Genomic DNA, 16,843 nt, shown 5'->3' with positions numbered 1-16,843 from the left:
CTGGCGAAAATCCTTCTGGCCGAGATGCCGCACACCTTCAACCTGATGAAGGCCGGGTTGTTCTCGCAGTGGCAGGCCACCATCCTGGCCCGCGAAACCACCTGCCTCACCCTCGACGATCGCCGGGTCATCGACGACCAGCTCTGCGCGCCAGGACCGGACGGGGAACCCGCGAAGGCCGTGTCGATGGGGCTGCGGCAGCTCGAGAACGCCGCCAAGAAACTCGCCATCACCCTCGACCAAGCCTCCGTCGTCGCCCGTGCCGCCAACGCCCCGAAGGACCGCCGGGTCAGCCTACGGCCGGCACCCGACACGATGACCTGGCTCGGCGCCCTGCTCCCGGTCAAAGACGGCGTCGCCGTGTTCGCAGCCCTGGACCGGGCCGCCAACGCCGCCCGCGCCGCCGGGGATCAACGCAGCCGCGGCCAGGTCATGGCCGACACCCTCGTCGACCGGATCACCGGCCGCGAAGCCGCCGGGGCCAAGCCTCGGATCGAGGTCAAGATCGTCATGACCGCCGACACCCTCACCAACAACGCCGACCAGCCCGCCATGGTCGAGGGCTACGGACCCGTCCCCGCCACCTGGGCCCGAGAGGCCATGGCCGACGCCGAGGTGTTCGTCCGCCGGCTGTTCACCGACCCCGCAGGCCAACTCGTCGCGATGGAATCCCGCTCCCGCAAAGCCCCCGACGGACTGGCCGAGTTCATCGCGACTCGCGACGGCGGGACCTGCCGCACCAACGGCTGCGACGCCCCGATCCGCAACATCGACCACATCCAACGCCACACCGACGGCGGCCAAACCAACGCCGAGAACCTCCAAGGGCTCTGCGAACGCTGCAACCAAGCCAAAGAAGCCCTCGGATGGCAAGCCAGACCCGGACCCGACGGCAGCATCACCACCATCACACCCACCGGCCACACCTATGTCAGCCCACCACCCGACACCTGGACACCCGACCCATCACCGCTGTCCCGAGCCGAGTTCGTGCTGCGCGACGTACTCCTCGACTACCAGGCCGCTTGAGCGTGGCGGTGGTAGACCTTGTTCGCGATCTTCCAGGCGCCGTCGACGTGAACGAGCAAGAACACGTCCGTGAACGTGTCGGGGCCGTGGATGAGGGTCATCGTCGCAGTGCCGACGGTGCCGTGGACCTCGACCGCGTCGAGGCGGCGTACGCGGTCCTTCTCGTCCGGAGCGGGTGAGCCGGTGAAGAGGGCGCAGTAGTCCTCCAGCGGCCAGGAGACGAAGGCGCCGCCGCGGATGCCTTCGATGTGGGCCGAGGGGAGGAACGCGTCGCGGAAGTGTGCGGGGTCGCCGGTGGCGTGGCCGCGTACATAGGCGTTCAGCGGGCGGAGGACATGCTGGTCCAGGCCAGCGGGGACACCATCTGTCATCAGCAGAGTCATGGCGCACAGGGTGCTGCGCCGGCCGACGGGTGACAAACGGTTTTACCGGAAGATCACCGATATCAGAGCTCCTCGAGCGAGTCCTCGCCGGATGCGGCGTCGTAGACGTAGACCTGCTCGCCGGCTCGGGGGTCGCGGGCGGCGATCACATGGAAGGTGGGGGAGGCCGGGTCGGCGAGATCGACGACGGTGGCTCCGGCGCCGAGCACGCCGCGTACGAGATGTGGGGGTGCGGTGGTGTCGATGCGGGTGACGACGCCGGGGGTCACCCAGACCGGGATGCCGGCGAGGAAGCCGCTGACCTGGAAGTGGAGGTGGCCGGTGAGGATCGCGCGTACGTCGCTGCCGCGCACCACACGGCCCAGGGCGGAGATGTTGCGGAGGACGACGTCGGCGACCCACGGGCGGGAGGCCAGGTGGAGCGGTGGGTGGTGGAGGACCAGGACCGTCCCGTCCCGCGTCGGGGTGGCCAGCTCGGCCGCGAGGTAGGCGAGCTGGTGCTCGTCCAGGAAGCCGTGGGTCTGGCCCGGCACGAGACTGTCCACGGTGACGACCCGGAGCTCGCCGAGGTAGCTGACCGACGCGCACAGGTCCGACTCCGGGTCGAGCAGCCGACCGCGGTCGCTGCCGTCGGCGTCGCGGTGCCCGCTGCCGAGCACCTCGCGGAACGGTCCGCGGGCATCGTGGTTGCCCGTCGAGTAGATGTGCGGGATGTCGCGCTCGGCAGCGAACGCGCCGACCCGCTCCAGGACCGCCCGGCAGCCCTCGGCCGAGCCGTCGTCGGCGATGTCACCGCTGACGACGACGGCGTCCAGGCCGGGCAGGTGGCGGGCGTCGCGCAGGATGCCCTCCAGCGCGGCCACGGCATCGACACCGTCCATGTCGGGGCCGCTCGCGGAGACATGGGTGTCGGACAGATGCAGGATCCGGGTCAACGAGGACTCACGCCCACTGCCGGGAACGTTCGACGGCCCTAGTCCACGAGGCGTACGCCTCATCGGCCGCCCCGCGACGCGAGGCGTCGGGGGAGAAGGTGCGGTCCAGGGCCCAGGTCTCGCGGATCGCGTCGAAGGACGACCACACGCCGACCCCGAGGCCGGCGAGGAACGCGGCGCCGAGGCCGGTGGTCTCGACGTAGCGAGGGCGGGAGACGTCGACGCCGAGCTGGTCGGCCTGGAGCTGGCACAGCAGATTGTTGGCAGCCGCGCCTCCGTCGACGTTGAGCGAGGCAACCGGCGTCGGCATGGTGGCCATCACGTCGCGTACCTCGAAGGTGATCGCCTCCAGGGTCGCCCGCACGATGTGGGCACGGGTGGTGCCGCGGGTGATGCCGATGATCGTGCCGCGGGCGTCCGGGTCCCAGTGGGGCGCGCCGAGACCGGTCAGCGCGGGCACGAACACGACGCCCTCGGACGAGGTGACCGTGCTCGCCAGGGCCTCGGTCTCCGCGGCCGAACCGATGATCTGGAGGCCGTCCCGCAGCCACTGCACCGCCGCGCCGGTCACGAAGATCGAGCCCTCGAGGACGTAGGTGACCTCTCCCGACGGCGACATCCAGCCGGGGGAGGTGAGCAGCCCGGACTCCGAGCGCTGCGGCGAGGCGCCGGTGTTGGTCAGCACGAACGAGCCGGTGCCGTAGGTGCACTTGGAGTCGCCCACATCGAACGCCGCCTGCCCGAACAGTGCGGCCTGCTGGTCACCGGCCACCCCGGCGATCGGCAGCGAGAGGTCGAGGAACGAGCGCGGGTCGGTGACCACGCCCTCGCCCCAGTTGGGTCCGATCTCCGGCAGCGCGTCGCGCGGCACCCCGAACAGGTCGCACAGCTCCTCGGACCAGTCGTTGGCGCCGATGTCGAACAGCATCGTGCGCGACGCGTTGGAGACGTCGGAGACATGGTGCAGGCCCCGGGTCATCCGGGCGATGAGGTAGGAGTCGACCGTGCCGATCGCGTAGCGCCCCGACTCCACATGGGTCCAGGTGTGCGGCTCGTTCTCGCGGATCCAGGCCAGCTTGGTGGCCGTGAAGTAGGGATCCAGGCGCAGACCGGTCAGCTCGCGGACCCGGGCGTCGTGGGACGCCATCGCGGAGCACATCGGCGTCGTACGCCGGTCCTGCCACACGATCGCGCGCCGCGGCGATCCCAGGGTCTCCCGGTCCCAGAGCACGACCGTCTCGCGCTGGTTGGTGATCCCGATGCCGACGAGGTCGTCGTCGCCGTGGGCCGCGAGCACCGTACGGCACGCCTCGAGGGTGGCCTGCCAGATCCCCTCCGGCACGTGCTCGACCCAGCCCGGCCTGGGGAAGTGCTGGTCGAACTCCTCATACCCCCGAGCCGCGACCTCGCCCTTGTCGGTGACGATCAGCGCGGTGACGCCGGTGGTGCCGGCGTCGATGGCGAGGATCGACGTCACTTGGGCGTCCTGACGATGTCGAGGATGCGCCGGTCGATCCACGACAGATCCTCGGCCACGCGCATCTCGTAGTTCTCGGTGGCGACCCAGGCGAGGAAGCCGGTAGCGCCCTGCGCCGCGGCGTACGTCTCCAGCTCCGCCTCGATCTCGGGCGTGACCGGCACCTTCTCGGCCTCGGTCGACGCGGTCAGGTAGAAGTCGCTGAGATCGAGGAGACGCTTCAGCTCGGTGATCGGCGCCGCGTGGTCGTCGACGCGGAGGTCGGCCGCGATGTCGTCGTTGCCGCCGTAGCCGGCGCCCTCGCGCACGACCAGGAGGGCCGCGCTCTGCCGCCCACGGCTGTCGCCGCCGGCCTCGTCGCCTGCGGCCAGGGCCGCCAGGAGCCGGTGCTGCAGCGGCTCGTCGGGGGAGGAGGCGAGCCAGGCGGCCTCCATCGCCTCGACCACCTCGGGGCCGGTGAGGATGTTGCCCTGGATCGCGTACGCCCCGTCGTCGGTGGAGCCGGTCCGGCCGCCCGCCCAGTCGAAGCAGGACGGTCCGGTGTGGGAGGCGGCGTTGCCGTCGACGTCGACGATGCCGACCTGGCGGTGGTCACGGCGCTCGTCCTCCTCCAGCAGCCTCTCCAGGGCGACGTCGGCGGTCGCGCCCTCGTCGAGGTGGGCGAGCGCGAGACCCTTGTAGGCGACGTTGGCCTCGGCCTGGGTGGCGATCGCGCCGACGCCCGCGACGGCGGCCGGGACGGCCGAACCGACGGCGAGGAACTTCGAGGCGACGGCCACACCCCAGGTGGGCTCCCCGGTGCCGGGATCGACAGCTCTGGCGACGATGGAGAAGGTCATGGCGTGACCCTATCCACGAAATTTCGTCCGGTAACGGCGTGTTGACGAATTGTCGTACACCTGACGGCGAGGTTGGGCTTTGATTGAGGGATCCCTTCATCCCAATTTCGGAACTGAGTTTCGAACGTGACCAGGAAGGACATCATGACAACCCTGGCGAAAGAAGAAACACCCGAGTTGAAGAGAGTGATGGGGCCCTGGCTCCTTCTGCTCTTCATCGTCGGTGACATCCTGGGAGCCGGCGTCTACGCCGTGACCGGAACCATGGCGGGCTACGTCGGCGGCATCCTGTGGCTGCCGTTCCTGCTCGCCTTCGTGGTGGCCACCATGACGGCGTACTCCTACCTCGAGCTGGTGACGAAGTACCCCAGCGCGGCCGGTGCCGCGCTCTACACCCACAAGGCGTTCGGCTTCCACTTCCTCACCTTCATGGTGACCTTCGCGGTCGCCTGCTCGGGCATCACCAGTGCATCGACCTCGGCCAACACCTTGGCGCAGAACTTCTTCGGCGGCCTGGAGATCAACGGCTGGATGGATGCGCCCAGCGAGGGCGTGGTCACCCTCCTGGCGTTGGGCTTCATGGTCCTGCTCGCGCTGATCAACCTGCGCGGTGTGGGCGAGAGCGTGAAGTTCAACATCATCCTCACCGTCGTCGAGATGGTCGCGCTGAGCATCGTCATCGGCGTCGGCTTCTACGTGATCGCCCAGGGCAAGGCGGACATGTCGGAGCTGGTCTCCTTCGACGACTACTCCAACATGGGCGTGGTCTTCGCGGTCACCGCCGCGACCTCGGTCGCCTTCTTCGCGATGGTCGGGTTCGAGGACGCCGTCAACATGGTCGAGGAGACCAAGGAACCCGAGCGGATCTTCCCGCGCACCATGCTGATGGGCCTGGGAGCGGCGGCACTGCTCTACATCCTGGTCGCGATCTCCGTGGTCAGCGTGCTGACGCCGGGTGAGCTCGAGACGATCCGCGAGTCCGAGGGCCGAGCCCTGCTCGAGGTGGTCGGCAAGGGTGCTCCAGACTTCCCGATCGACAAGGTGTTCCCGTTCCTGGCGGTCTTCGCCGTCGCCAACACGGCGCTGATCAACATGCTGATGGCCAGCCGTCTGGTCTACGGCATGGCCAAGCAGCGGGTGCTGCCCAAGCAGCTGGGTGCGGTCCTGCCCGGCCGCCGTACGCCCTACATCGCGATCGTCTTCACCACCGTGCTGGCCCTGCTGCTGATCTGGTACGTCTCCAGCGACCCGGACAGCAACATCGTCTCCAACCTCGGCTCGACGACCGCGCTGCTCCTGCTGTGCGTGTTCGCGATCGTCAACATCGCCTGCGTGGTGCTCCGCAACCGCCGCGCCGACACCGACAAGGCGTTCTTCACCGCGCCGAGGTGGCTGCCGCCGATCGCCGCGATCCTGTGCATCTACCTGGCCGGCCCGTGGGTCGACCGCGACGGGATCGTCTACGAGATCGCCGGCGGCCTGATGGTCATCGGCGTGATCCTGTGGGCGATCACCTGGCTGGTCAACAAGTTCGCCAACAAGGACGACGAGCCGCCGCACTTCAGCGACATCGAGCACATGGACGTCAACCCGGAGGACGACGAGTGACGCGATGACCACGGTCAGGGGCCGGCGTACGAACTTCTCAGGACGTACGCCGGCCCCGCCGTGTCTGAGATGACTTCGTAACAACCGGGTGACCCGCGTACCCTGAGGCTCGTGAACGACGCCTTCCCCTCCCTCGAGCAGCTGCACGCCATCGGAGCCCTTCAGCAGCCGACCTATTCGGACCCGGTCGCCCTGGCCGCGGCGGTCGAGAAGCTGAGGAAGCAGCCGCCGCTCGTCTTTGCGGGGGAGTGCGACCAGCTCAAGAGCTCGATCGCCGCCGCCGGTCGCGGCGAGGCGTTCATCCTGCAGGGCGGCGACTGCGCCGAGGTCTTCGCCGAGGCGACCGCCGACAACACCCGCAACAAGCTCCGCGTGCTGCTGCAGATGGCGGTGGTCCTGACGTACGCGGCCTCCGTCCCGGTCGTCAAGATCGGCCGTCTCGCGGGGCAGTACGCCAAGCCGCGCTCCTCCGACACCGAGACCCGCGACGGGGTCACCCTGCCGGCCTACCGCGGCGACGCGGTCAACGGCTTCGAGTTCACCGCCGAGTCCCGCATCCCCGACCCGCAGCGGCTGCTGGACGTCTACCACGCGTCCTCCTCGACCCTGAACCTCGTGCGGGCGTTCACCACCGGTGGCTACGCCGACCTGCGCCAGGTGCACACCTGGAACTCCGAGTTCGTGCGCAACTCGCCCGTCGGCGCGAAGTACGAGGCGATGGGCTCCGAGATCGAGCGCGCGATCGCCTTCATGGAGGCCATCGGCGCCGACCCGGAGGAGTTCCACCGGGTCGACTTCTACTCCTCCCACGAGGCGCTGCTCCTCGAGTACGAGCACGCGATGACCCGCATCGACTCGCGCACCGAGACGCCCTACAACGTCTCGGGCCACTTCGTCTGGATCGGTGAGCGCACCCGTCAGCTCGACGGTGCCCACGTGGAGTACTTCCGCCACCTCAACAACCCCATCGGCTGCAAGCTCGGCCCCACCGCGACCCCCGACGACGCGCTCGCGCTGGCCGCCAAGCTCAACCCGAAGAACGAGGAGGGCCGGCTCACCTTCATCACCCGATTCGGTGCGGACAAGGTGCGCGAAGGGCTGCCCGGGCTGGTCGAGAAGATCACCGCCGAGGGTGTCAACGTCACCTGGATCTCCGACCCGATGCACGGCAACACCTTCTCCACCTCCAACGGCTACAAGACCCGCCGCTTCGAGGACGTCCTCGACGAGGTCCAGGGCTTCTTCGACGTCCACCACGCCCTCGGCACCGTCCCGGGCGGCATCCTCGTCGAGAACACCGGCGACGACGTCACCGAGATCATCGGTGGCGGCGAGGAGCTCGACGAGGCCGGTCTCGTGCACCGCTACGAGTCGGTCGTCGACCCCCGCCTCAACCGCGTCCAGTCGCTCGAGATGGCGTTCCAGGTCGCGGAGATGCTCAGGTCTCGTTAGTCGTCGACGTTCTCGTCCCGAGCCCACGCCAGCTGCATGATCTCCTCGCCGTCCTGGAGCGTGCTGCGGTTGCCGGTGTCGGTGAACCCGGTGCGCTCGTAGAGGCGCTGGGCGCGGCGGTTGTCGGTGCGGGTCCAGACGCTGAGGCCGTCCCAGCCGCGCGCCTGGAGGTCGCGGATCATCTCGGTGCCGACGTGGGAGCCCCAGACGGCGGGGTCGACGAAGACCATCGAGATGTGGCCGTAGCCGGGTAGCGGCACGCCGTCGACGAGATAGGTCTCGGCCACCAGCATGCCCGCCGGCCGGGTGCCGTAGTGGGCGAGCAGCGCGAGCTCGGCGCCGGCCAGCTTCTCGCGGACCCGCCGCACACGGGCCTCCGTGGCGGTGCGGCGGCGAGCGGCGTTGGCCGCCCGCCAGACGTCGAGGGCAAGGGCGCGCTGGTCGTCGCTGTCGATCTCGGCGACGATGATTCTCGGCATAGAGGCGTTAGAGCGTCATCAGCCAGACGCCGAGCACGAACATCACGATCATGAAGATCGCACCCACCCACAGCAGCACGATCCAGGTCGACGGGTTGTCCTCGGGCTCGGTGGCCATCAGCGAGGAGACGTACTCCTGCTGGACGCCGTAGTCGCCGAAGTCCTGCTCGATCGGCTCCTGCTCGCCGGCGTAGCCGTAGCCGTTCTGCCAGTCGGCCCCGTCCTCGGAACCGTATGCCTCCTCGGCGTGGCCGGTCGCGTAGGCGGGCTCGGTCTCGTAGAGCTGGTCGGCCGAGGTCTCCTCCACCGCCGTCTCCGGGGGCGCCCAGTGGCGGGCCCGACCGTTCCGAGCCTCCTGGACGAGCATTCCCGAAGGCTGGACGAAGGGCTGGTACGCAGCCTCCACCGTGACCTCGGAGACCGGCTCGGGCTCGGGGTCGGGCACAGGATCAGGGCCAGGGACCGGCTCGGGCTCCGGGACGGGTCCGGGCTCGGGGATCGGGGTGGGCGTCGGCTCCGGGTCGGGGACGGGATCGGGTCCCGGGACGGGCTCGGGCTCCGGGAAGGGAGAGGGATCCGGGATGGGCTTCGGCTCCGGCTCCGGGATCACCGCCTCCGCTGCTGCCGACTCCGGGGCTGCCGACTCCTGGGCTGTCGGGGGAGCGGACGGCGGCGGAGCGGTCGGTGGTGCGTACGTCGGGCGGATCGCGGTGGAACCGTCGGGCTCGTCGGTGTCGAGCTTCTCCTCGACGTCGGGCGACTGACGCCTCGAGGTGCGCTCGACGGGCTCGTCGTCGGTGGCGGAGATCGACGAGGCCGGTCCCGGCCTGTCCTCGTCGCCATAGGCGCTGATCCGGGGCAGGCTCAACGAGGTCTGCTCCGCGTCGGGCACGTCCTCGACGGCCTCCGGGGCGGTCGCCTCGACAGGCTTGCGGATCACGGTGGCCCCGTTGGGCTCGTCGAGGTCGGCGTCGGGCTCCGCTTCAGCAGCGTTGATCGCTTCGGGCTTCGCTTCAGCACTGGACACGGGTGGCGTCCTTTCCTCTACATCGATGGAGTCAGCCTCGGCTGCTCGGTCGGGTTCCGTGGCTGCCTCGAGACCACACACCGGACACGTCGGCACTCCGGACAGCCGGTGTCCACACTGTGCGCAGCTGGTCATGCCACCCCCATGGCGTCGAAGATCACTCCCGTGCGTACCAAGCCTAGGTCACACGCCTTGACGGTGCGCCGAAGCCCGCAGATCGCGGAGCAGGGGGATATCGGGGTTCTCCGCGTCGCGGGATCCGGGCGTCTCCAGGATGAACGGCACCCCCGCGGTCGCCGGATGGGCGAAGAGCTCCTCGAAAGCGGCCGTCCCGATGTGGCCGCGCCCGATCTGCTCGTGGCGGTCGAGGTTCTTGCCGCGTACGTCCTTGGAGTCGTTGGCATGGATCAGCCGGAGCCGCCCGGGTCCGCCGATCTCGACGATCCGATCGACGCAGGCGGTGGCGCCACCGGGCTCGTCGAGCGGAGACCCGGCGGCGAAGACATGGCAGGTGTCCAGGCAGATCCCGGCCTTGGGGTGGAAGTCGACGGCCTCGAAATAGGCGGACAGGTCCTCCACGCCCGCGCACAGCGACCGTCCCTGGCCCGCGGTCGGCTCCAGCAGCAGCCAGGGTGCGTCCTCGGCGGAGATCTCCTCGAGCACGGGCAGCAGCGCCTCGCGCACCTGCTTCATCGCGGTGGCGTACTTCTCCCGTGCGTCACCCTCGGCAGAGACGAACGACCCGGTGTGGATGACAACGCCCTCGGCGCCGATGTCGGCGGCGCGGCGCAGGTTGTGGGCGACCAGGGCGGCCGACTTCTCGTAGGTCGCCGGGGTCGGCGAACCGAGGTTGACCAGGTAGGGAGCATGGACGAAGGCGCGCATCCCGCGGCGCTCGAGCTCGGCCCGGAAGGCCTTGTCCTCGGCCGGTTTGCCCGCCGACAGCGCCCAGCCACGCGGGTTGCCGACGAAGATCTGCAGCGTCTCGCCGCCGACCGCATCGGTGTTGGCGAGAGCACCGGCGACGAGGCCCTTGCCGACCTGTACGTGCGTGCCGATGGGGTTGCGCAGAACCGAGGCGGAGCCCGAGAGGAGAGGTGAGGTCAAGGTCAGTTCAGCCAGATCGTGATCTCGGAGCCGTAGGGCGCCTCGCCGCCGGCAGGCTCCTGGCGGGTCACGTAGTCGAACCCGAGGGAGAAGTCGTCCTTCTCCTCCTTGACCTTGAACCCGGCGGCCTGGAGCGTCTGCTTGGCGGTGTCCTTGTCGCTGCCGACGACGTTGGGGACGGCGACCGTGTCGGGGCCCTTGGCGACGACCAGGGTCACCGTCTCGCCCCGGGGGAGGGTGCCGGAGTTGGGACTCTGGCTGAGCACCGTGCCGGGCCGGGCCTCCTGGTTCTCCTCCTCCTGGATCTCGACGTCGAGCCCGTCGGCCTCCAGCGACTTCTTGGCGCGGTCGGCGTTGCGGCCCGTCCAGTCGACGATGTCGACAGGAGCCGGGCCCTTGCTGATCACCAGCACCACGGTCTTGCCGGGCCGCACCAGGGTGCCGGCGCGAGGCTGGGAGTTGATGACGTTGCCCTCGGGAACGTTGTCGTTGAACTTCTCGATCGGGTCGCCGACGGTGAGGCCGAGGTCCTGGATCTTGTCCTGGGCGTCGTCGGCGAGCATGCCCTTGACCTTCGGCACCGAGTATTCCTCGACGCCCTTGCTCACGCTGATCTCCACGGTCGAGCCGGGCAGCGCCTTGTCGTCGCGACCGGGGTCGGAGTCGATCACGACGCCCTCCTCGACGGTGTCGGAGAACTCGGTGTTGGCCGAGACCTCGAAGCCGGCCTCCTGCAGCTGCGTGGTCGCCGCGGACTTGGTCAGACCGGCCACCGAGGGCACCCGCTCGTAGCGGCCGTCGATGAACCACCACATCCCCGTCGCCACCAGGGCGACGGCGACCACGGCCGCGCTGATCGCGATCGGGCCCTTCCAGGTCGCCGGCATGCTCCAGCGCTGCTTCGGCTGCGTGGGGGTCGGGGCGATGCGTACGTTCTCCTCGGGCTCGCTCAGCGAGAGCCGCGTGCCGGCGGGGAGGCCGACGCCAGGAGGAGGCGGCCCCGGCGGGCCCGCGGGCCGGCCCGGCGGGGGACCTGACGGACCGGAGGGCGCGAGTCCGAGCGGGGGCAGGACGGCCGTCGTCTCGGAGCTGGACTCGTCGTGGGCCCGGGCCGGGACGTCGGTGCCGGTGCCGTGGCCGGCCCGGACACCGCGGTCGGGGGCGCCGGCCGTCGGGAGCGCCAGGTCGGCGGTGAGGTCGGGGTCGTCGAAGATGCCCGCGGACAGGGTGGCCATGACGCGGTTGACCATCCGCAGGAGGACGCCCGCGTCGGCCGGGCGCAGCTCGGGGTCGCGGGCGGTCGCGCGGGCGACCAGGGCGTCGACGTACCTCGGGATGCCGGGAGCAGCCTTCGAGGGCGGCGGTACGTCCTCGTGGACGTGCTTGTAGGCGATGTCGACCGGCGAGGGGCCGCTGTGGGGCTTGCGGCCGGTGAGCAGCTCGTAGAGCACGACGCCGGCGGCGTAGACATCGGTGCGCGGCCCGGACCTCGACTCGGTGACCAGCTCGGGTGCGAGATAGGAGACGGTGCCGACCAGGTTGCCGGTGGTGGCGTCGTTGGCGTTGTTGGTCATCACCCGCGCCAGACCGAAGTCGGCGACCTTGACCCGCTGCGAGATCGAGGCGGCGCCGGTGGTGATGAGGACGTTCTCCGGCTTGATGTCGCGGTGCACGATCCCGATCGCGTGCGCCGCGCTCATCGCGCTCAGGATCGGCTCGATGTAGGCCAGCGCCTTCGCCGCGCCCAGCGGCGCCTGCGAGGCGATCGTGTCACGCAGGGTGTGACCCTCGATGTACTCCATCGCGAGGAACGCGACACCGTCGTCCTCGTCCTGGTCGTAGACGGCGACGACGTTGGGGTGAGACAGCTTCGCGGCAGACCTGCCCTCGCGGACGAACCGCTCGGCGAAGTTGCCCTCCTCATCGAGGTTCTGGTGCATGACCTTGACGGCGACGATGCGGTCCAGCCGCATGTCGTGAGCGACGTAGACCGTCGCCATGCCGCCCTTCGCGACCTTCTCGACGATCCGGTAACGCATCCCCAGGACCTTGCCCAGAAGGGGGTCGGATGCGGTAGCCGATCCTCCGCCGTGGCGCCCGATGACGCCGTCGCGGGGGTCCGCCTCACTAGCCACGCGATCCTCCTGTCTCCGGTTGGAGAAGTATTCCGGACCGGGCAATGGTACGGACCAGCGGGTCCCACTCACGACTTTCCGGCCCGGCTACCCGGGCCGGTAATGTGATCGTTATGAGCGAGCGTCAGCGAGTGACCATGGGCCTCAGGCCGCCACGTCCGTATCCTGGCGCTTGCGCTACGGAGGTGGCGGTATGAGCGACGTACGGCTGGCAGAGCAGGATCTGGGTGTCCTGGTGGAGGAGTGGATCGACTGGGCCACCGCTGCGTCGTTGCTCGGCGTGACGGTGGGGAAGGTGCGCACCATGATCCGCGAGCACGAGCTCGCGGCGGCCGTGCCTCCGGGCATCAAGGGCCAGCACATCCCGGCCCTGTTCATCCAGGACGGTCTGCCGGTCAAGGGCCTGGGCGGGCTGCTGCACGTGCTCCACGACGGTGGCTACGACGACCGCGAGATCATCGCCTGGCTCTTCCTCGACGACGACCTCCCCGGCCGTCCGATCGACGCGCTTCGGGAGAACCGCGGGTCGGAGGTCAAGCGCCGGGCTCAGGCCATGGCACTCTAGAGGACCGTTCGTACGTCTCGGAGGACCGTCGTGAGGTCGAAATCTGCCCTGGTGGCTCTGCTGCTCGCAGCAGTGATGGCGCTGCTCGCCGGATGCGGCGGCTCTGGCTCCGGCTCGAGTGAGGGCGGGGTCGGGCGGACCGGCACCGATCCCGACAGCGGGCTCACCTGGATCGCGGAGTCGGACCTGCCGCCCGAAGGAGTGGAGACGCTCCGGCTGATCGACGACGGCGGCCCGTTCCCCTATCCGGGCAAGGACGGCAGCACCTTCGGCAACCGTGAAGGCATCCTGCCCGAGGAGGCGTCGGGCTACTACGCCGAATACACCGTGCCGACGCCTGGCTCCGACGACCGGGGTGCGCGGCGTATCGTCACAGGCGAGGGTGGGGAGTTCTACTTCACCGAGGACCACTACGAGTCGTTCGCACGGATCGACCGGGGGTGATGGGGCAGATGAGTGGACTGGCAGGTCTCCTGGCCGGGAGGATCGATCCCGGCGTCTACCGCTGGCACACCGAGCTGGCGGCCGCCGACCTCGCCGAGTCGGTGACCGGCGCCGGCTGGTCGCTGAAGCAGATCGCCGACGTGGCCGAGACCAAGGACGAGGTGCTCGGCGCCATCGGCACCGCGCTCGGGTTCCCGGCCCACTTCGGCCGCAACCTCGACGCGCTGTGGGACTCGCTGCGCGACCTCTCCGCGCCCACGGTGCTGCTGTGGGAGACCTGGGGATGCGCCGCCTACGCCGACCGTGCCGGGTTCGACAAGATCGTCGGGGTCCTGAAGGACCGCGCCGCCGAGATCTCCGAGGACCGGCCGGCGTTCACCGTGCTGCTGCGCGGCGACGGTCCCGACACCGACCTCGCCGACCTGGGCTGATCACCCGACCGTGACGGTCCGGGTGGGGTAGCCGGTGGCTCCGTCGGGAGCGGGCGGCACCTCGTTGCCGGTCTGCGGGGTGCCGGTGCGGTCGAAGGCCCGCGCCTGGATCCGGTGCTCGCCCTCGGTCGCGTCCCAGCGGTAGGTCCACTGCCGCCAGGTGTCGACGCTGTCCTCGGCGGCGAGCGTGGCCGGCTGCCAGGGGCCGTCGTCGATGCGTACCTCGACCTTGCTGATCCCACGGTGCTGCGCCCAGGCGACTCCGGCAATGGTCCGCTGACCCGACATGACGTCGTCGCCGGGGATGTCGATGCGGCACTGGGTCTTGATCGGCCCCTCGGCGGACCAGCCGCGGTCGGTCCAGTAGGCCCGGAAGTCGGCGAAGCGGGTCACCTCGAGGTCGGTGAGCCACTTGGTCGCCGAGACGTAGCCGTAGAGGCCGGGGACGACCATGCGTACGGGGAAGCCGTGGTCCTGTGTCAACGGCTTCCCGTCCTGGGCGATCGCGAGCAGGGAGTCGCGGCCGTCGGTGAGCGCCTCGAGCGGGGTGCCGATGGTGATGCCGTCAGCACCGGTGGACTTCACCGCGTCGGCATCGGGGTCGAGGCCGGCGCGCTTGAGGACGTCGCGGATGCGTACGCCGGTCCAGGTCGCGTTGCCGATCAGATCGCCGCCGACCTCGTTGGAGACGCAGCAGATCGTGACCCGGCGCTCGTAGAGCGGCATCGCGAGCAGGTCCGCATAGGTCAGCTCGACCGGGTTGTCGACGAGGCCGTGGATCTTGAGCCGGTAGTCGGCGAGGTCGACGCGTGGGGTGAGCAGGGCGATGTCGATGCGGTAGAAGTCGTCGACGGGGGTCAGGTGGGGCGTGAGCCCGTCGATCCGGAGCTCAGCGCCCGCCGGGAGGGGCGCGGCGGGGGAGACCGCAGCCGGGATGGCCAGACTCGTCACCGGGCGACGGCGGGCGGTGACCACCTTCGCGCCGACCCCGCCGGCCGCGCCCACCGCGGTCACGGCCGCCGCGGCGACCAGGAACCGGCGCCGGTCGAAGCCGTCGGGCGCCTCCGCCTCGGCCGATGTCTCGGGTGCGCCCAGTCGCCGGGTCAGCAGGATCAGCGCTGCGATGCCGACCGCCAGGCCGATCACCAGCGCGACGATGCCCATGGTGCCGTTGCCGGCCCGGTCGGCCAGGAGGGCGGCGATGTCGACCGCGCCGAGGATCAGCAGCATGCCCGCGCCGAGCGCGGGGCTGCGTACGGCCAGAGCGCCGGCCACGCCGAGGAGCACCAGCGTGACCAGCGCGACGCAGGCCAGCAGGATCGGCTTGTCGGCCGTGCCGAAGGCGGCGACCGCAGCCTCCTTGAGCCAGCGCGGGGTGAGGTCGATGACCCGGTCGCCGAGCGCGAGCAGGGGAGAGGCCCCGCGCGCGAGGGCGGCGATGAGCTCGGCGACGCCGAGGCCGAGCACGCCCGCGGCGATGCCCGCGAGGGGACCGCTGGGGAGACGTCCGAGGAAGGTGCGGGATGTCATGCTGTGAGTTCGTGGCCGATCGGTTGTCGGATGGGACCAATCCTCCCACTTCTCGGCTGCGAACCCGGGGTGAGATCTGTCATTCGTCGGAAGGGGTGCATGTGCGCCGAGCGCTGCGGGTGGTGGGCGATTCGTCATCGCCGGACCCCGAGGACGACCTGGACCCGGCAAGGGTCCTCACCGCCGTCGCCGGTGGCGACCTGGACGCCTTCGGGAGCCTCTACGACGTGATGGCTCCGCTCGTCTTCGGTGTCGCGCGGCGGGTGGTGCGCGATCCCTCGCGGGCGGAGGAGGTGACCCAGGAGGTGTTCACCGAGGTGTGGCGCCAGGCCGCTCGGTTCGACCCCTCGCGCGGCTCGGTCCGGACGTGGATGCTGACGATCGCGCACCGGCGAGCTGTCGACACCGTGCGCTCCTCGCAGGCATCGCGTGCGCGGGAGGAGCAGGTCGCCCGGCGCGAGCCGGTGGAGGTCGCCGGCCCGGAGGACGCCGTCGTCACCGCGGCCGAGTATCAGGACGTACGCCGCTGCCTGGACTCGCTCACGCCGCTGCAGTCGCAGGCGGTCCGGCTGGCCTACTACCAGGGCTTCACCTATCCCGAGGTTGCCGAGCTGCTCGGCCGGCCGCTGCCGACGGTGAAGACCCGGATGCGGGACGGCCTGATCCGGCTGCGCGACTGCCTGGCCGAGACGGAGCCCGAGGCGAAGGTCGGAGGGGCTCGCGATGGCGCCTGACGTACACGGACTGGTCGGGGCCTACCTCCTCGATGCCCTGGTGCCGGGGGAACGGACCGAGTTCGAGGCTCACCTGGCGGTGTGCCCGGAGTGCCGCGAGGAGGTCGACTCGCTACGGGCGGCCACCGCCTCCCTCGCCGCGGAGGTCGCCGCGACGCCGCCGGTGGCGCTGCGCGAGCGGGTGCTGCGTACGGCATCGGAGACGCCGCAGCTGCGACCCGTCGTCGCCGCGGGCAGCCCCCGCCGGCGCCGGCTCATGGGCATCATCGCCGCAGCGGCTGCGGTGGTCGTCGGAGTCGGGGTGACGGTCGGAGTCGTCGTGGGCGAGGACGACCCGCCACCGATGACCGCGGCCCAGGTGATCTCGGCCCCGGACGCCAGGATGCACAAGGAGGAGACCTCCGACGGCGAGCTCATGGTCGCGATGTCCCACGAGATGCACATGGTCGCCGTGGACACCGCCCACCTCACGCGTCCGGCGGGGATGACCTACCAGGTCTGGTGGCACACCGACGCCGGCATGGAGTCCGCCGGCGTCCTCGACGAGGAGATGTCCGTCGCCGTACCGGTCGAGGACGGCGACCTGATGGTCACCATGGAACCCGAGGGCGGCTCCGAGGAGCCGTCCGAGAAGGTCCTCTTCGAGATGCCCGCCGAGCGCCTCTGAC

General features: G+C 70.2%; 17 protein-coding genes. 8 read left to right on the top strand and 9 right to left on the bottom strand.

The features are described from left to right. The coding region (locus ACFVDI_RS18905) for a DUF222 domain-containing protein (RefSeq protein ID WP_378908026.1) at positions 1-1,029 on the top strand (1,029 nt) is incomplete at its 5' end. Here ACFVDI_RS18905 and ACFVDI_RS18900 read toward each other — a convergent pair. The 4 genes from ACFVDI_RS18900 to ACFVDI_RS18885 form a co-directional block, all read right to left on the bottom strand. Continuing rightward, a complete protein-coding gene (locus tag ACFVDI_RS18900; RefSeq protein WP_378908024.1) occupies positions 1,014-1,412 on the bottom strand; it encodes a nuclear transport factor 2 family protein in 399 nt (132 codons plus the stop codon). The two genes, ACFVDI_RS18905 and ACFVDI_RS18900, sit on opposite strands and share 16 nt — an antisense overlap. A gap of 62 nt (positions 1,413-1,474) precedes the next feature. Beyond that, positions 1,475-2,347 (bottom strand): metallophosphoesterase, encoded by an 873-nt coding sequence (locus ACFVDI_RS18895; RefSeq protein ID WP_378908022.1) that lies wholly within the window; start codon positions 2,345-2,347, stop codon positions 1,475-1,477. A gap of 7 nt (positions 2,348-2,354) precedes the next feature. Continuing rightward, on the bottom strand, positions 2,355-3,824 hold the full coding sequence (locus tag ACFVDI_RS18890) for an FGGY family carbohydrate kinase (protein WP_378908020.1): 1,470 nt from the start codon (positions 3,822-3,824) through the stop codon (positions 2,355-2,357). Continuing rightward, positions 3,821-4,663, bottom strand: coding sequence for a DUF1028 domain-containing protein (locus ACFVDI_RS18885; protein WP_378908018.1), 843 nt, complete (start codon positions 4,661-4,663; stop codon positions 3,821-3,823). The genes ACFVDI_RS18890 and ACFVDI_RS18885 overlap by 4 nt, the downstream gene beginning before the upstream one ends. 189 nt (positions 4,664-4,852) lie before the next feature. Between ACFVDI_RS18885 and ACFVDI_RS18880 the strand changes: the two genes are divergently transcribed. Together ACFVDI_RS18880 and ACFVDI_RS18875 are read left to right on the top strand one after the other, a co-directional pair. Beyond that, positions 4,853-6,271 carry an APC family permease gene (locus ACFVDI_RS18880; protein WP_378908016.1) on the top strand — a complete coding sequence of 473 codons (1,419 nt, stop codon included), beginning with the start codon at positions 4,853-4,855 and terminating at the stop codon, positions 6,269-6,271. A 111-nt stretch (positions 6,272-6,382) separates the two neighbouring features. Then, complete coding sequence (locus ACFVDI_RS18875; RefSeq protein WP_378908012.1) at positions 6,383-7,723, top strand: class II 3-deoxy-7-phosphoheptulonate synthase; 1,341 nt, start codon at positions 6,383-6,385, stop codon at positions 7,721-7,723. On the opposite strand, the gene ACFVDI_RS18870 is transcribed toward ACFVDI_RS18875, so the two are convergent. The 4 genes from ACFVDI_RS18870 to pknB all read right to left on the bottom strand — a co-directional run bounded on the left by ACFVDI_RS18870 (position 7,720) and on the right by pknB (position 12,471). Beyond that, complete coding sequence (locus ACFVDI_RS18870; protein WP_378908010.1) at positions 7,720-8,202, bottom strand: GNAT family N-acetyltransferase; 483 nt, start codon at positions 8,200-8,202, stop codon at positions 7,720-7,722. The two genes, ACFVDI_RS18875 and ACFVDI_RS18870, sit on opposite strands and share 4 nt — an antisense overlap. Positions 8,203-8,209: 7 nt before the next feature. Next, the gene (locus tag ACFVDI_RS18865) at positions 8,210-9,229 is read right to left on the bottom strand and encodes a hypothetical protein (RefSeq protein WP_378908007.1); all 1,020 of its coding nucleotides are present in this window, start codon (positions 9,227-9,229) and stop codon (positions 8,210-8,212) included. A gap of 183 nt (positions 9,230-9,412) precedes the next feature. Beyond that, the gene (locus ACFVDI_RS18860) at positions 9,413-10,336 is read right to left on the bottom strand and encodes a deoxyribonuclease IV (protein WP_378908005.1); all 924 of its coding nucleotides are present in this window, start codon (positions 10,334-10,336) and stop codon (positions 9,413-9,415) included. A 2-nt stretch (positions 10,337-10,338) separates the two neighbouring features. Beyond that, positions 10,339-12,471, bottom strand: coding sequence for a Stk1 family PASTA domain-containing Ser/Thr kinase (gene pknB, locus ACFVDI_RS18855; protein ID WP_378908003.1), 2,133 nt, complete (start codon positions 12,469-12,471; stop codon positions 10,339-10,341). Between the two features lie 193 nt (positions 12,472-12,664). On the opposite strand from pknB, the gene ACFVDI_RS18850 reads away from it, so the two are divergent. Genes ACFVDI_RS18850 through ACFVDI_RS18840 form a run of 3 tightly spaced genes read left to right on the top strand, consistent with a single transcriptional unit; the run spans position 12,665 to position 13,911 of the window. Further along, on the top strand, positions 12,665-13,036 hold the full coding sequence (locus ACFVDI_RS18850; RefSeq protein WP_378908001.1) for an Rv2175c family DNA-binding protein: 372 nt from the start codon (positions 12,665-12,667) through the stop codon (positions 13,034-13,036). Positions 13,037-13,066: 30 nt separating this feature from the next. Beyond that, positions 13,067-13,480, top strand: a complete 414-nt coding sequence (locus ACFVDI_RS18845; RefSeq protein WP_378907998.1) for a ribonuclease domain-containing protein — start codon at positions 13,067-13,069, stop codon at positions 13,478-13,480. A gap of 8 nt (positions 13,481-13,488) precedes the next feature. Next, entirely contained in the window at positions 13,489-13,911 is a 423-nt protein-coding gene (locus ACFVDI_RS18840) for a barstar family protein (RefSeq protein WP_378907995.1), read from the top strand. Here ACFVDI_RS18840 and ACFVDI_RS18835 read toward each other — a convergent pair whose 3' ends face one another. Further along, positions 13,912-15,441, bottom strand: coding sequence for a molybdopterin-dependent oxidoreductase (locus tag ACFVDI_RS18835; protein ID WP_378907992.1), 1,530 nt, complete (start codon positions 15,439-15,441; stop codon positions 13,912-13,914). 101 nt (positions 15,442-15,542) lie between these two features. Here ACFVDI_RS18835 and sigK point away from each other — a divergent pair, with 101 nt between their 5' ends. Both sigK and ACFVDI_RS18825 read left to right on the top strand, forming a co-directional pair. After that, the gene (gene sigK, locus ACFVDI_RS18830) at positions 15,543-16,175 is read left to right on the top strand and encodes an ECF RNA polymerase sigma factor SigK (RefSeq protein ID WP_378907988.1); all 633 of its coding nucleotides are present in this window, start codon (positions 15,543-15,545) and stop codon (positions 16,173-16,175) included. After that, positions 16,165-16,842, top strand: coding sequence for an anti-sigma factor domain-containing protein (locus ACFVDI_RS18825; protein WP_378907986.1), 678 nt, complete (start codon positions 16,165-16,167; stop codon positions 16,840-16,842). The genes sigK and ACFVDI_RS18825 overlap by 11 nt, the downstream gene beginning before the upstream one ends. The last annotated feature ends 1 nt before the right edge of the window (position 16,843 follow it).

The organism is Nocardioides sp. NPDC057767 (assembly GCF_042798275.1).
Classification (GTDB): Bacteria; Actinomycetota; Actinomycetes; order Propionibacteriales; family Nocardioidaceae; genus Nocardioides.
Note: the sequence above shows the minus strand (reverse complement) of the source record. Positions and strands in the feature narration are given on the sequence as shown.

Bases quoted from the DNA above. Each gene is read 5' to 3' on its own strand.
- ACFVDI_RS18900 (WP_378908024.1), bottom strand. From the start codon at position 1,412: ATGACTCTGCTGATGACAGATGGTGTCCCCGCTGGCCTGGACCAGCAT.
- ACFVDI_RS18885 (WP_378908018.1), bottom strand. From the start codon at position 4,663: ATGACCTTCTCCATCGTCGCCAGAGCTGTCGATCCCGGCACCGGGGAG.
- ACFVDI_RS18880 (WP_378908016.1), top strand. From the start codon at position 4,853: ATGGGGCCCTGGCTCCTTCTGCTCTTCATCGTCGGTGACATCCTGGGA.
- ACFVDI_RS18870 (WP_378908010.1), bottom strand. From the start codon at position 8,202: ATGCCGAGAATCATCGTCGCCGAGATCGACAGCGACGACCAGCGCGCC.
- ACFVDI_RS18850 (WP_378908001.1), top strand. From the start codon at position 12,665: ATGAGCGACGTACGGCTGGCAGAGCAGGATCTGGGTGTCCTGGTGGAG.
- ACFVDI_RS18840 (WP_378907995.1), top strand. From the start codon at position 13,489: ATGAGTGGACTGGCAGGTCTCCTGGCCGGGAGGATCGATCCCGGCGTC.
- ACFVDI_RS18835 (WP_378907992.1), bottom strand. From the start codon at position 15,441: ATGACATCCCGCACCTTCCTCGGACGTCTCCCCAGCGGTCCCCTCGCG.
- ACFVDI_RS18825 (WP_378907986.1), top strand. From the start codon at position 16,165: ATGGCGCCTGACGTACACGGACTGGTCGGGGCCTACCTCCTCGATGCC.